Annotated in this window: 14 protein-coding genes; 11 read left to right on the forward strand and 3 right to left on the reverse strand. The window is 61.1% G+C overall.

All coding sequences use genetic code 11. The features are described from left to right. Positions 1-4: 4 nt before the first annotated feature. The 4 genes from parE (at position 5) to RBB32_RS05140 (ending at position 3,838) form a co-directional block, all read left to right on the forward strand. Positions 5-1,963 carry a DNA topoisomerase IV subunit B gene (gene parE, locus RBB32_RS05125; RefSeq protein WP_306151621.1) on the forward strand — a complete coding sequence of 653 codons (1,959 nt, stop codon included), beginning with the start codon at positions 5-7 and terminating at the stop codon, positions 1,961-1,963. 62 nt (positions 1,964-2,025) lie between these two features. Next, positions 2,026-2,217, forward strand: coding sequence for a hypothetical protein (locus tag RBB32_RS05130; RefSeq protein WP_306151622.1), 192 nt, complete (start codon positions 2,026-2,028; stop codon positions 2,215-2,217). A 79-nt stretch (positions 2,218-2,296) separates the two neighbouring features. Further along, complete coding sequence (locus RBB32_RS21325; RefSeq protein ID WP_371931020.1) at positions 2,297-2,596, forward strand: type II toxin-antitoxin system death-on-curing family toxin; 300 nt, start codon at positions 2,297-2,299, stop codon at positions 2,594-2,596. Between the two features lie 564 nt (positions 2,597-3,160). Continuing rightward, on the forward strand, positions 3,161-3,838 hold the full coding sequence (locus RBB32_RS05140) for a hypothetical protein (RefSeq protein WP_306151624.1): 678 nt from the start codon (positions 3,161-3,163) through the stop codon (positions 3,836-3,838). Positions 3,839-3,845: 7 nt separating this feature from the next. Here the strand turns inward: RBB32_RS05140 and RBB32_RS05145 are convergent, their stop codons facing one another. Together RBB32_RS05145 and RBB32_RS05150 are read right to left on the reverse strand one after the other, a co-directional pair. Further along, positions 3,846-4,223: a cytochrome c gene (locus RBB32_RS05145; protein ID WP_306151625.1), complete on the reverse strand. Its 378-nt coding sequence runs from the start codon at positions 4,221-4,223 to the stop codon at positions 3,846-3,848. Positions 4,224-4,305: 82 nt separating this feature from the next. Further along, the gene (locus tag RBB32_RS05150) at positions 4,306-5,949 is read right to left on the reverse strand and encodes a lysine--tRNA ligase (protein WP_306151626.1); all 1,644 of its coding nucleotides are present in this window, start codon (positions 5,947-5,949) and stop codon (positions 4,306-4,308) included. A gap of 131 nt (positions 5,950-6,080) precedes the next feature. Between RBB32_RS05150 and RBB32_RS05155 the strand changes: the two genes are divergently transcribed. From RBB32_RS05155 to RBB32_RS05185, 7 genes are all read left to right on the forward strand, one after another. Further along, entirely contained in the window at positions 6,081-6,506 is a 426-nt protein-coding gene (locus RBB32_RS05155) for a tellurite resistance TerB family protein (RefSeq protein WP_306151627.1), read from the forward strand. A gap of 295 nt (positions 6,507-6,801) precedes the next feature. Next, entirely contained in the window at positions 6,802-7,038 is a 237-nt protein-coding gene (locus RBB32_RS05160) for an Lrp/AsnC ligand binding domain-containing protein (protein ID WP_306151628.1), read from the forward strand. Between the two features lie 24 nt (positions 7,039-7,062). After that, the gene (locus RBB32_RS05165; protein WP_306151629.1) at positions 7,063-8,205 is read left to right on the forward strand and encodes an ABC transporter substrate-binding protein; all 1,143 of its coding nucleotides are present in this window, start codon (positions 7,063-7,065) and stop codon (positions 8,203-8,205) included. A 74-nt stretch (positions 8,206-8,279) separates the two neighbouring features. Further along, on the forward strand, positions 8,280-9,200 hold the full coding sequence (locus tag RBB32_RS05170) for a branched-chain amino acid ABC transporter permease (protein ID WP_306151630.1): 921 nt from the start codon (positions 8,280-8,282) through the stop codon (positions 9,198-9,200). Next, entirely contained in the window at positions 9,197-10,180 is a 984-nt protein-coding gene (locus tag RBB32_RS05175; protein WP_306151631.1) for a branched-chain amino acid ABC transporter permease, read from the forward strand. Before RBB32_RS05170 ends, RBB32_RS05175 begins: the two co-directional genes overlap by 4 nt. Further along, positions 10,173-10,922: an ABC transporter ATP-binding protein gene (locus RBB32_RS05180; RefSeq protein ID WP_306151632.1), complete on the forward strand. Its 750-nt coding sequence runs from the start codon at positions 10,173-10,175 to the stop codon at positions 10,920-10,922. Before RBB32_RS05175 ends, RBB32_RS05180 begins: the two co-directional genes overlap by 8 nt. Positions 10,923-11,097: 175 nt before the next feature. Beyond that, positions 11,098-11,787, forward strand: a complete 690-nt coding sequence (locus tag RBB32_RS05185) for an ABC transporter ATP-binding protein (protein ID WP_306151633.1) — start codon at positions 11,098-11,100, stop codon at positions 11,785-11,787. Between the two features lie 100 nt (positions 11,788-11,887). Here the strand turns inward: RBB32_RS05185 and yghU are convergent, their stop codons facing one another. Then, positions 11,888-12,757: a glutathione-dependent disulfide-bond oxidoreductase gene (yghU, locus tag RBB32_RS05190; RefSeq protein WP_306151634.1), complete on the reverse strand. Its 870-nt coding sequence runs from the start codon at positions 12,755-12,757 to the stop codon at positions 11,888-11,890. Between the last annotated feature and the right edge of the window lie 86 nt (positions 12,758-12,843).

Here is a 12,843-nt window from a genome sequence, read left to right on the forward strand (position 1 = left end):
AGACATGGCCGACGATCTTCTGACCCCGTCCGAATCCTCCGATTACGATGCCTCCTCCATCGAGGTGCTCGAAGGGCTGGAACCGGTGCGCAAACGCCCCGGCATGTATATCGGCGGTACCGACGAACGCGCGCTGCACCACCTCGTGGCCGAGGTGCTGGACAACTCCATGGACGAGGCCGTCGCGGGCCATGCCAACCGCATCGAGGTGGAACTGCACGAGGATTACTCGATCACCATCCGCGACAACGGCCGCGGCATCCCGATCGACCCGCACCCCAAGTTCCCCGGGAAATCCGCGCTAGAGGTGATCCTTTGCACCCTGCACGCGGGCGGCAAATTCTCGGGCAAGGCCTATCAAACCTCGGGCGGGCTGCACGGCGTCGGGGCCTCGGTGGTCAACGCGCTGTCGGATTCCATGGTCGTGCAGGTGGCCCGCAACAAGGAACTGTTCGAGCAACGCTTTTCGCGCGGCAAGCCCCTTGGCCCGGTCGAGAAAGTCGGCCAGGCGCCCAACCGGCGCGGCACCACCGTCACCTTCCACGCCGACGCCGAGATTTTCGGCTCCCACCGGTTCAAGCCTTCGCGGCTTTTCGGCTCCATCCGCTCCAAGGCCTACCTGTTTTCCGGCGTCGAAATCCGCTGGAAATCCGCGATTCCCGATGGCGACACCCCGCAAGAGGCCACGTTCCACTTCCCCGGCGGTCTTGCCGATTACCTCAAGGAAACCCTGGGGCAGGCGGCCACCTACGCCGAACACCCCTTCGCCGGCACCGTCGATTTCCAGGAACGTTTCGGCACCCCCGGCAAGGTCGAATGGGCCATAAACTGGACCCCCTCGCGCGACGGTTTCCTGCAATCCTACTGTAACACCGTGCCCACGCCCGAGGGCGGCACCCACGTGGCGGGTTTCTGGGCCGCGATCCTCAAGGGCATCAAGGCCTATGGCGAGTTGGTAAACAACAAGAAGGCCGCGCAGATCACCCGCGACGACCTGATTACCGGCGGCTGCGCCCTTGTGTCCTGCTTTATCCGCGAGCCCGAGTTCGTCGGCCAGACCAAGGACCGTCTTGCCACCACCGAGGCGCAGAAACTCGTTGAAAACGCCGTGCGCGACCATTTCGACAACTGGCTGGCCTCCGATACCAAATCCGCCGGCGCGATTCTCGATTTCCTTGTCCTGCGGGCCGAAGAACGCCTGCGCCGCCGCCAGGAAAAGGAAACACAGCGTAAATCGGCCACCAAGAAACTCCGCCTGCCCGGCAAACTGGTGGATTGCACCGCCACCAACCGCGAGGGCACCGAGCTTTTCATCGTCGAGGGCGACTCGGCGGGCGGCTCTGCCAAGATGGGGCGCGACCGCAAGCGTCAGGCCCTCCTGCCCCTGCGCGGCAAGATCCTCAACGTGCTGGGGGCTGCCTCTTCGAAACTGGGCAGCAACCAGGAGATCAACGACCTCACCCAGGCCCTTGGCGTGGGACTGGGGACCAAGTTCAACATCGACGATCTGCGCTATGACAAGATCATCATCATGACCGACGCCGACGTCGACGGCGCGCATATCGCCTCGCTTCTGATGACCTTTTTCTTCACCCAGATGCGCCCGATGATCGACGCGGGGCACCTGTATTTGGCCTGCCCGCCGCTCTACCGGCTGACGCAGGGCGCCAAGCGCGTCTATTGCATCGACGAGGCCGAGCGCGACGAATGGCTGGAAAAGGGCCTTGGCGGCAAGGGCAAGATCGACGTCAGCCGGTTTAAGGGCCTGGGCGAGATGGACGCGAAGGATTTGAAAGAAACCACCATGGACCCGGCCACCCGGAAATTGATCCGTGTGACCATCGACGAGGACGAACCGGGAGAAACCGGCGACCTGGTGGAGCGCCTGATGGGCAAGAAGCCAGAACTGCGGTTCCAGTATATTTCGGAAAATGCGCGGTTTGTGGAGGAGTTGGATGTTTGAGGGAGCTTGATCACAGACAACCAACACACTATTTTTAGTCTATCTATTAAGGGTAGAAACAAATGTCTAAGGTCACCAAACCTTCGCAATATACGCGCTACTCAAGCGCTAAAGATGGCTCTTGGCAATGCAAGCGCGAAGCCAAGACAGGACGTTTTGTTACCGTGAAGAATGCTTCAAAGATTACGAAAGGCGTGGTCAAGGCGAGTGCAAGTAAGCGAAGTGCTGCCTTGATTCGTTTAGCGGATCGGTAAGCGTCATTATCGTGTTTCACTGGCCGACGCGTTCGAATGCCATTCCATAGCACTTCAATATGGTGGTGGTGCAAATGGAGTGAGTAATATTGATTCGCTGCTCGGGGCACTTGGGCGACCTTACCACGGCTATCATCCTCCAATCAGTCGCAAAGCAGCCGCCTTGCTGCACGGCGTCGCAACTTCGCATGGATTTGTAGACGCGAACAAAAGAACGGCTTGGCTCATAACAGAATTGCTGATTGAAAGAAGCGGCTATCAGCTGACGGTGTTTGAGGATGACGCCATTGACGATCTTGTCGTTAACGTAGTGATCGGTGCAATCACTGAGATAGATGCCGCAAATTGGTTCAAGCAAAGATTGGTGAAATGTGATTGAACTAAGTATGTCGTAGATCACCGTCTCGAACATCGACAAGGCCGCCGCCCCACTTCCCCTCAGGCTAGAAATTGATAAACGCCAGCGCGCCGTATGACCGTTCTCCGACAGTTCCATAGATAAATCAAAAGTGCTCAAAACGCGTATCGCCCCCCCGCCGTCTGGCAATCCCGCGGCTTGCTCCCCCGGGGCTCCGCCCGTTCGCGGCTGAATGCGTCCCCCGGACGCATTCCAAGACGCCGCTCACCCCCGATTTCGTCAAAAGAAATCGGACCGAAGTCTTTTCAAGACTTCGGCACCCGCCAAACCAAACCCACCCGCCCCGGGCCTGACCCGGGGCCTCTCTCAAAACAAGAAACCCGCGAACTCCAATCTCCCCCCTTACGCCATCGTGCCGCCGTCCTGCGCAATGCGCGGGCGGTGGCAAAGGGGAAAACTCGCCCGGCACAGCCGCTTTGGTGTTGCGTACAAAACTCGCGTACGTTCTGTACGTTTTGTACGTTTCTCGGCAGGGCCCTTGCATTCCCCCTGTCCGCAGCCCCGATCCCTTGCTAAGTCTTGCCCATGCGCTGGTTCTGGCTTCTTCTTCCCCTGATCCTCATTTCCTGTGGCCGCCCCCTGACGGACACCGAAAAAACCTTTGCAAACCAGATGTTTGGCGACAGTTTCGATGCCCGGCCTGTGCGCGTTGTCGATGGCGCTTTGATCGGCAAGGCCACCTATCCGCGCCGCAAACGCCCGCGCCTTGCCTGCCGCGAGCGTATCTTCCCCGAGCCGACAACCCCCACCGTCACCGTCAGCCCCGCCGCCTTGGTGGTGCACAACAAGGTTTTTTACTCAAAGGATTGGTATCAAAGGAATTTTTTGCCCCGCTACCCGCAAGTGATGAGCCTCGTCCATGCCATGGTTTTCGCCCATGAGCTGACCCACGTCTGGCAATGGCAAAACCGCCGGGCCACCGGCTACACCCCCCTGCGCGCGGCCCGCGAACACGGGGTCACCGATGACCCTTATCTATTTGATATTTCAACGGAAAATCGCTTTCTCGACTATGCCTACGAACAACAGGCCAGCATCGTCGAGGAATACGTCTGTTGCGCCACCCTCGACCCCGACGCCCCCCGCACCAAGCGCATGGAGAAGATGCTGTCCGACACCTTCCCCTTGGGCGATCTGCCCATCCCCGACGCCACGATCCTGCCGTGGAAAGGCGCCAAGGTGAAGGGCATCTGCCGCATCTAAGCCTTTGTTATTCCTGGATACTTTCGAGGTAGGTCAACAGTGCCGCCAAGGGCCGGGGCGTCGGCGTCAGCACTCCGTCGCCCACATCCACCGGCACGGTATCACCTTCCAACAGCAGCCCGAATTCCGGCATCTCCTGCCCCGGAAGGCCGGTGCGGTCATAACCGTCGATCACGCTCAACACCTGCGCGCGCGGAAACCCCTCTGCCGTGCTCAGTTGCGTCAGGTCCGAAGGCTTGGGCCGCAGGCTTGCCGCCCAAGGGCCATTACCCTTGCCGCTGACCCCGTGACACTGCGCACAGTTTTCCACGAAAAGCACGCGGCCCTCATCGGGTTCGGGCATCGACACCTCGGAACAGGCCACGATCAGCCCAAGAACTGCCATTGAAATCAACGTGTTGCGCATCTTGCCCCTGCCTTTGCTGTTTTGCCTATCATGCCAAAGGCGCGGGACACGCGCAACCGACTCAGGCGAGTTTGCCCGCCAAGGCCGCGTTGATCAGGGCGATGGTCTCATCGACCCCGTAAAGCGCGATGAACCCGCCGAACCGCGGCCCCTGGCTGGCGCCCAAAAGCACCTCGTAGATGGCGGTGAACCAATCGCGCAGCGGTTCGAACCCGTGCAGTTTGCCGATCGCAAAAACCACCGATTGCAGGAATTCCTCGTCCGAAAAATCCGGCTCCGGCAGCGGGTCATCCCGGCCCATGGCCTTGTTTTTATTGGCAATCGCTTCCAGGGCCGCCTCGGGGCTGGACAGCGCCTTGGCCAAATCCTGCAAGGCGGCGCGCTCAACGTCCGTGGGCGCGCGGTAAACCTTCGCAGGCTTCACGAAGTCATTGAAATAGCGCACGGCAAAGCCCGCCGCCGCATCCATGCCGGGGTGCGTCTCAGACGTGGCATCGGGGGCGTATTTGCGGATGAAGCCCCACATGGTTTGCTTGTCCTCGGCGCTCGACGCGCTGGCAAGGTTGAGCAGCATGGAAAACGGCACCACCATGTCCGAGGCGGGCACATCGCCGCCGTGGATATGGAACACCGGGTTATTAAGCTGCTGCGTCTGATCCTGACCGGGATAGGCGCGCAATTGCTGATGGTATTCGTCCACCGCCTTGGGGATCACATCGAAATACAGCCGCTTGGCGGTCTTGGGCTTTTGATACATGAAATACGACAGGCTTTCGGGGGCTGCATAAGTCAGCCATTCCTCCATGCTCAGCCCATTGCCCTTCGACTTGGAAATCTTCTGCCCTTCCTCGTCGTTGAACAACTCATACGACAGGGATTCAGGCGGGCGTTGACCAAGCGCGCCACAGATGCGCGAGCTTTGCTTCACGCTGTCGATCAGATCCTTGCCCGACATCTCGTAATCCACACCCAAGGCGGCCCAGCGCAATGCCCAGTCCGGCTTCCACTGCATTTTCACATTACCGCCGGTGACAGGGATTTCCACGCGCTCGCCATCGGGTTCTTCATAAACGATGGTGCCTTTTTCCACGTTCCGCTCAAGCGTCGGAACCTGAAGGACATGGCCGGTTTTCGGGCTCACGGGCAGGAAGGGCGAATAGGTTTTCTGCCGGTCTTCGCCGAGCGTGGGCAGCATGATCTCCATGATCTTGTCGAAGCGCTCCAGCGCCACCAGAAGCATTTCATCGAACCGGCCAGAGGTGTAATACTCGGTCGCCGAGGCGAATTCGTATTCGAACCCGAAACTGTCCAGGAACGCCCGCAGGCGCGCGTTGTTGTGCTGGGCAAACCCCGCATGCGTGCCAAAGGGGTCGCGCACCTTGGTCAGCGGCAGGTTCAGGTCTTCGGCCATCTGTTCGCGGTTGGGCACATTGCCCGGCACCTTGCGCAACCCATCCATGTCATCGGAAAAGCAAATCAGCTTGGTGGGAATGTCGCTCAGCACCTCGAAGGCCCGGCGCACCATGGTGGTGCGGGCCACCTCGCCGAAGGTGCCGATATGCGGCAGGCCCGAGGGGCCATAACCCGTCTGGAACAGCACATAGCCCTTTTCCGGCGGGGCCTTTTGATAGCGTTTGAGCACACGGCGCGCTTCTTCAAAAGGCCAGGCTTTCGAACTCATCGCGGCCTCGCGGATATCTGTCATGTGCTCATTCCCATAATTGATGCGCGCAAAAGCGCGCGCAGCGCCGCCCGCTTCCTATTGCCGAGGCGCCGGACAGTCAATATTCTGCACCGCAACAGGAATTCAGCCCCGAGCGGCGAAAGGACCCCGAAATGACCGAGCAGATCCCACACCCCCTCTCGCCCGAAGATTGCCTTGTCGCCGTGATGATCGCCGTTTCGGCCTCGGACGAGGACATCCGCACCGCCGAACTGGTCAAGATCGAGTCGGCCGTGAACAACCTGCCGATTTTCGCGCAATACGATGTGGACCGGATGAACATCGCCGCCCAGACCGTGTTTGATCTGTTCTCGGTCGAGGATGGTCTGGATGCGCTGTTCGGCCTGATCCGCAACAACCTGCCCGAACAACTTTATGAAACGGCCTATGCACTGGCCTGCGACGTGGCCGCCGCCGATGGCACGATCCACCAAGACGAACTGCGCCTGCTGGAAGAAATTCGTTATGAACTGAGCATCGACCGGTTGCATGCAGCCGCCATCGAACGGGGAGCGCGCGCGCGGCATATGACCCTGTGACGCGGGCTTTCAGCGCCTGCCCCCGGGAATGCCACAAGGCTCAACAAACTGACCCGGTCGGCGGGCCGCACCGCGACCTCGATCGAGACCCGGGGCAAAACCAGCTTATCGGGGGTTTCACCCCCGGACCCCCAGGGTATTTTCACCAAGAAAAAGCCCAAGGCCCTGCTTTGGGCGGCGGTTGCATCTGTCAGGCCGTCCAAGTCAACCCTTGGGTGCAAGGATAAAATTCGCCGTTTCCTTCCCGCGCGGTTTCGCGTTTAAATACCCGCGCAATTCCGGCAAGAGGTCAAACATGCGCCCCGTTTACGTAAACATCCGCTGCAAGCCCGGCACCTCCTATCGTGTGGCCGAGGAAATCGCCCTTCGTGAAATCCATTCCGAGCTGTATTCCACCTCGGGGCCATTTGACCTTTTGCTCAAGCTTTACGTCCCCGACGGCGACGACGTGGGCAAGTATATCAACGAGAACCTGCTTGATATCGCAGGGATCGAACGCACCGAGACGACGCTGACCTTCAAGGCGTTCTGAAAAGCAAAAACAGGGAGATTGAAGATGAAGATGAAAACGCTTTTTGCGGCAGGGTGTGCCGCGATGCTGGCCACGGCGGGCCTGGCCGACGACCACAAGGTCAAGGTCGGCATGATCACCACGCTTTCGGGCGGTGGCGCGGGCCTTGGTATCGACAGCCGCGATGGCTTTCTTCTGGCGGCCAAGCTTGCCGGGGCCGACAACCTTGAGATCATCGTCGAAGATGATCAGCGCAAACCCGACATCGCGGTCCAATTGGCCGACGAGATGATCCAGTCGGAAAAAGTCGACGTGCTGACCGGTATCGTCTGGTCGAACCTGGCCATGGCCGTCGTGCCTGCGGCCACCGCGCAGGGGAAATTCTACCTGTCCACCAATGCCGCGCCCTCGATGCTGGCCGGCAAAGGATGCAATCCCAACTATTTCTCGGTGTCTTACCAGAACGACAACCTGCACGAAGCCGCCGGCGCCTACGTTAAGAACGAAGGCTATTCCAAACCCTTCATCCTTGCCCCCAACTATCCGGCAGGGCAAGACAGCCTGACAGGGTTCAAACGCCTCTACGGTGGCGAACTGGCCGGTGAAGTCTACACCAAGCTGGGCCAGACCGATTACGCCGCCGAACTTGCCCAGATTCGCGCCAGCGACGCCGATAGCATCTTCTTCTTCCTGCCCGGCGGTATGGGGATTTCCTTCCTCAAGCAATATGCCGATAGCGGTCTTGACCTGCCGGTGGTCGGCCCCGCCTTCAGCTTCGACCAAGGCATTTTGCAAGCCGTGGGCGACGCCGCCATGGGTGTCAAGAATACCAGCCAGTGGAACAAGGATATCGACAACACGGCCAACGCCACCTTCGTCAAGGAGTTCCAGGCCGAGTATGGCCGCCTGCCCTCGCTTTATGCCGCGCAAGGCTATGACACGGCGAACCTGCTGCTCTCGGCGATGGACAAGGCCGATGTCTCGGATGCCGATGCCTTCCGCGCGGCCCTGAAAGAGGCCGATTTCGACAGTGTCCGTGGCGATTTCGCCTTCGCGGCCAACAATCACCCGGTTCAGGACATTTACGTCCGCGAAGTGATCAAGGAAGGCGAGGTTTTCACCAACAAGATCATCGGCACCGCGCTGGAGGATCACGCCAACGTCTATGTTGACGAGTGCGAGATGTAAGCCAAACGTCAAGACCCGGGGCCTTTTCATGAGGGCCCGGGGCACAAGCCCGGGACGCGACAGATCAGCCACCAATGACAGCCATTCTTTTCATCGAACAGGTCCTCAACGGGCTTCAGTTCGGGGTCATGCTTTTCCTCATGGCCGCCGGGCTGACGCTTGTGTTCGGGGTCATGGGGCTGATCAATCTGGCGCATGGCTCGCTTTACATGGTGGGGGCTTTCGCCGCTGCCGCCGTGGCCGGGGCGACGGGCTCTTTCCTGTTGGCCTTGGCGGCGGCATTGGCCGCCTCTGCCGCCGCCGGGGCCTTGGTTGAATTGCTGGTCATCCGCAGGCTTTATGACCGCGACCACCTTGACCAAGTGCTGGCCACCTTCGCGCTGATCCTGATCTTTTCGGAAGGCACGCGCTGGGTATTCGGTTCGTTTCCGCTGTTCCTCGATATTCCCGACTACCTCTCCGGCCCGGTCACCCTGCCGGGCGGGATAGAATATCCGCTTTACCGCCTGACCATCATCCTCACCGGGCTGATCATTGCCGCTGGCCTCTTCTGGCTCATTTCCCGCACACGGCTGGGGGTGCGCATCCGCGCCGGTGAGTCCGATCGCCAGATGATCGCGGCACTTGGCGTCGATATCTCGAAACTCTACACGGTGGTCTTCGCCCTTGGCGCGGCATTGGCCGGGCTGGCCGGGGCCATGGTGGGGGCGATCCAGTCGGTGCAGGTCGGCATGGGAGAGCCCGTGCTGATCCTTGCCTTCGTGGTGATCGTGATCGGCGGGATCGGCTCGATCAAAGGGGCCCTCATCGGGGCCATTCTCGTCGGCCTGACCGATACGCTTGGCGGGCTTCTCCTGCCGGAACTCTTCAAACTCTTCATGGAGGCCTCGGCGGCCAGCACCACGGGCTCGGCGCTGGCCTCGATGCTGATCTATATCCTCATGGCCTGCGTGCTGATCTGGAAACCCCAGGGGCTGTTCGGGGGGCAGGCATGAGCCGCGAAAACCTGATCAACGCCGCCCTCCTTCTGGGCCTTGCCATGGTGCCGCTTTACGCCTGGGCCATGGATGAGCCCTTTACCATCACGCTTGCCACCCGCGTGGCTATCCTCGCGCTGGCGGGCGTGGGTCTCAATATCGCGCTGGGGCTTGGCGGGCTGGTCAGCCTGGGGCATGCGGCGTTTTTCGGGGTCGGCGGTTATGCCATGGGCATCCTTGCCAGCCATGCGCAAAGCTATACCCCCCTGATGGAGGTGCCATTCCTGATCGAAGGCACCAAATCCATGCCGGTGATCTGGATCACCGCGCTTGCCGCCTCGGCCCTCGCTGCACTTCTCATTGGCGTGCTAAGCCTGCGCACTTCGGGCGTCTATTTCATCATGATCACGCTGGCCTTTGGGCAGATGTTCTATTTCTTCGCCATAAGCTGGCCCGCTTACGGCGGTGAGGATGGGCTTTCGATCTATATCCGCAATGATTTTCCGGGGCTGAACACCCTCGACCCGATCCAGTTTTTCGGTATCTGCTTTGGCCTGCTGCTTCTCGCGCTCTGGCTCAACGCCCGACTGGCGCGCTCGCCCTTCGGGCTGGCGCTCAATGCCGCGCGCCAGAACGCACAGCGGGTGGAAACCGTGGGCCTCAGCCCCTTTCGCCTGCGGCTGGCGGCCTTTGTCATCTCGGGCGCGATCACCGGGCTGGCGGGCGCGCTTTTTGCCGATCTCAACCGCTTTGTCTCGCCCACCATGTTCAGCTGGCAAATGAGCGGCGAGATCATGGTTTTCATTATCCTGGGCGGGGTGGGCCGCCTCTATGGCCCGGTAGCGGGCGCCGCGCTCTTCATCACGCTGGAGCATTTCCTCGGAGGGCTGTCAGAGTTCTGGCACATCTACCTCGGCGCGCTTCTGCTGGGCGTGGTACTTTTCGCGCGCGGTGGCGTGATCGGCCTTTTGGCCGGACGCAAGGTGGCACATGACTGATCCGGTTCTCACCACCCATGGCATCACCAAGTCTTTCGGCGCGGTACAGGCCTCGCGCGGCATCTCGCTATCGCTGAACCCCGGCGAAATCCACGCCATCATCGGCCCCAACGGCGCAGGCAAATCCACGCTCATCGCGCAAATCTGCGGCGGGCTTGCGCCGGATGCAGGCCGGGTGGAGTTTCTGGGCCAGGACGTAACCCCCCTGCCCACGCGCAAACGCGCCCAACTGGGCCTTGCCCGGACCTTCCAGGTTTCCGCCTTGGCGATGGAGGATACCGTCCTGCAAAACGCCACGCTGGGGGCGCTGGGCGCACGCGGCGGGCCGCTGGGCCTTCTGCGAAACGCGCTCAGGGATCAGGGCCTGCGTGACAAGGCCATGACAGCGCTGGAACGCGTGGGTCTCGCCGGACAGGCCAGCACCGTGACCGCCGAACTGTCCCATGGCCAACGCCGGCAACTGGAAGTCGCCGTCGCCCTCACCCTCTCGCCACGTGCTTTCATCATGGACGAGCCCATGGCCGGGATGGGCACCGAAGGCTCCCACCGGATGACGGGCTTCCTGGATGAATTGCGCGCCGAGGCCCCGATCCTCCTGGTGGAACACGACATGGACGCGGTCTTTGCACTGGCCGACCGGCTCAGCGTGCTGGTCTACGGCGAAATCATCGCCACCGGCACGGTCACGGAGATCCGCAACAATCCAGAGGTGCGCGCCGCCTACCTTGGAGACCCCGCATGACCCGGAATGCCCACCCCCATATCCAGTGGCCACTGTCGGATGCCTCCGGCGGGGATATTTGTGAAAAGAAGAAGACATGGGCCCTGCCCCCTTCTTCTTTTTCCAAATATCCTGGGGGAGTCGCCCGCAGGGCGGCGGGGGCAACGCCCCCATCTCCAAAGGAAGGCTTGGGCACATGAGCTTGCTCACCCTGCAGGATGTCACGGCTTTCTATGGCCCCACGCAAGCGCTTTTCGGTGTTTCGCTGTCGCTGGCCGAGGGCGAGGTGCTGGCCCTCATGGGGCGCAACGGCATGGGCAAATCGACCACGGTGAAAACCATCTGCCGCATGCTGCCCGCGCAGGCGGGTCGGTTGGAATTTGACGGGACCGACCTCACCCACCTGCCCTCCTATCGCGCGGCGCGCTTGGGCATTGGCCTTGTCCCCGAAGGTCGCCGCGTCTTTCCCAACCTGACGGTCGAGGAAAACCTGATCGCCGCCGCGCGTCCGGGGCACTGGGACATGGCCCGGGTGACCGGCCTCTTTCCCCGCCTGGCCGAACGCCGCCGCCAGGCCGCGGCCACCCTTTCGGGAGGGGAGCAGCAAATGCTGGCCATTGGCCGCGCCCTGATGACCAACCCGCGCCTTTTGATCCTCGACGAGGCGACAGAGGGGCTGGCCCCCATCGTCCGGCAAGAAATATGGGCTGCCATTGCCACCCTAAAACGCGAAACCGGCCTTGCGATCCTTCTGGTCGACAAATCCATTGCCGAGCTGGAACAGGTGGCCGATCGCGCGGTGATCCTGCAACGCGGCGAAACGGTCTGGACCGGCGGGTTCGATGCCCTCTCCGAGGACATCACAACCCGCTACATCGGCGTTTAAAGCGTTTCCAGGTATTATTGCATCACCAATACCCTGCCAGGCCTGGGGCCTTCTCGGGATATTGGCGATGCACTTTGATTCAAGGTGAACTGGAGACGCTCTAACCCTCGCCGATCTTGTCCTGCGTTTTCGTGTCGAAATCGCTGGCCGCGTGGCGTTCGTGCAGTTGCTCATGCGGCTCGCCCATGGTGCGGTTCACCATCCGGCCCCGCTGCACCGGCGCGCGCGCATCCAGCCGCTCGGCCCATGCCTTGAGGTGGCTGTAGCTGTCGGCGTCAAGGAAGGTCGCCGCGTCGCCATATTGGCGGCCAAGCACAAGGTTTCCGTACCACGGCCAGATCGCCATATCGGCAATCGTGTAGTCACTGCCCGCGACGAACTCATGCTCGGCCAGTTGCTTGTCCAGTACGTCCATCTGCCGCTTCACCTCCATGGTGAACCGATCAATCGGATATTGCCATTTTTCCGGCGCGTAGTGATAGAAATGGCCAAAGCCGCCGCCAAGGTAAGGCGCGCTGCCCATCTGCCAGAACAGCCAGTTCAGCACCTCGGTCCGTGCCGCACCGCTTGCGGGCAGGAAGGCACCGAATTTCTCGGCCAGGTGCAAAAGGATCGACCCGGATTCGAAAACCCGCACCGGGGCATCGCCGCTTCGGTCCACCATGGCCGGGATCTTGGAGTTGGGGTTCGCCTCCACGAACCCGCTGCCGAACTGGTCGCCCTCGGTAATCCGAATGAGCCAGGCATCGTATTCCGCGTCATGGCCCGCCGCCAAAAGCTCTTCGAACATCACGGTCACCTTCACCCCGTTGGGCGTGCCCATGGAATAAAGCTGAAACGGGTGTTCCCCCACGGGCAGTTCCGCGTCATGGGTGGCCCCCGAAACGGGCCGATTGATCGAGGCGAACCGCCCTCCCGAGGGCTCTTGCCATTGCCAGACCTTCGGCGGGGTATAGCTGTCATCACTCATCGCGCGCTCCTATCCTGTCCTGTTTGTTCTAGAGGTAACCAAAGCGCACCGATGCGCAAGGTGCGCGCCTGCACATATCCGTGTGC

Source organism: Roseovarius sp. MMSF_3281 (genome assembly GCF_030733685.1).
Classification (GTDB): domain Bacteria; phylum Pseudomonadota; class Alphaproteobacteria; order Rhodobacterales; family Rhodobacteraceae; genus Roseovarius.

Bases quoted from the DNA above. Each gene is read 5' to 3' on its own strand.
- RBB32_RS05155 (WP_306151627.1), top strand. From the start codon at position 6,081: ATGACCGAGCAGATCCCACACCCCCTCTCGCCCGAAGATTGCCTTGTC.
- RBB32_RS05150 (WP_306151626.1), bottom strand. From the start codon at position 5,949: ATGACAGATATCCGCGAGGCCGCGATGAGTTCGAAAGCCTGGCCTTTT.
- parE (WP_306151621.1), top strand. From the start codon at position 5: ATGGCCGACGATCTTCTGACCCCGTCCGAATCCTCCGATTACGATGCC.
- RBB32_RS05160 (WP_306151628.1), top strand. From the start codon at position 6,802: ATGCGCCCCGTTTACGTAAACATCCGCTGCAAGCCCGGCACCTCCTAT.
- RBB32_RS05165 (WP_306151629.1), top strand. From the start codon at position 7,063: ATGAAGATGAAAACGCTTTTTGCGGCAGGGTGTGCCGCGATGCTGGCC.
- RBB32_RS05175 (WP_306151631.1), top strand. From the start codon at position 9,197: ATGAGCCGCGAAAACCTGATCAACGCCGCCCTCCTTCTGGGCCTTGCC.
- RBB32_RS05130 (WP_306151622.1), top strand. From the start codon at position 2,026: ATGTCTAAGGTCACCAAACCTTCGCAATATACGCGCTACTCAAGCGCT.
- yghU (WP_306151634.1), bottom strand. From the start codon at position 12,757: ATGAGTGATGACAGCTATACCCCGCCGAAGGTCTGGCAATGGCAAGAG.
- RBB32_RS05180 (WP_306151632.1), top strand. From the start codon at position 10,173: ATGACTGATCCGGTTCTCACCACCCATGGCATCACCAAGTCTTTCGGC.
- RBB32_RS05140 (WP_306151624.1), top strand. From the start codon at position 3,161: ATGCGCTGGTTCTGGCTTCTTCTTCCCCTGATCCTCATTTCCTGTGGC.
- RBB32_RS05170 (WP_306151630.1), top strand. From the start codon at position 8,280: ATGACAGCCATTCTTTTCATCGAACAGGTCCTCAACGGGCTTCAGTTC.
- RBB32_RS05185 (WP_306151633.1), top strand. From the start codon at position 11,098: ATGAGCTTGCTCACCCTGCAGGATGTCACGGCTTTCTATGGCCCCACG.
- RBB32_RS05145 (WP_306151625.1), bottom strand. From the start codon at position 4,223: ATGGCAGTTCTTGGGCTGATCGTGGCCTGTTCCGAGGTGTCGATGCCC.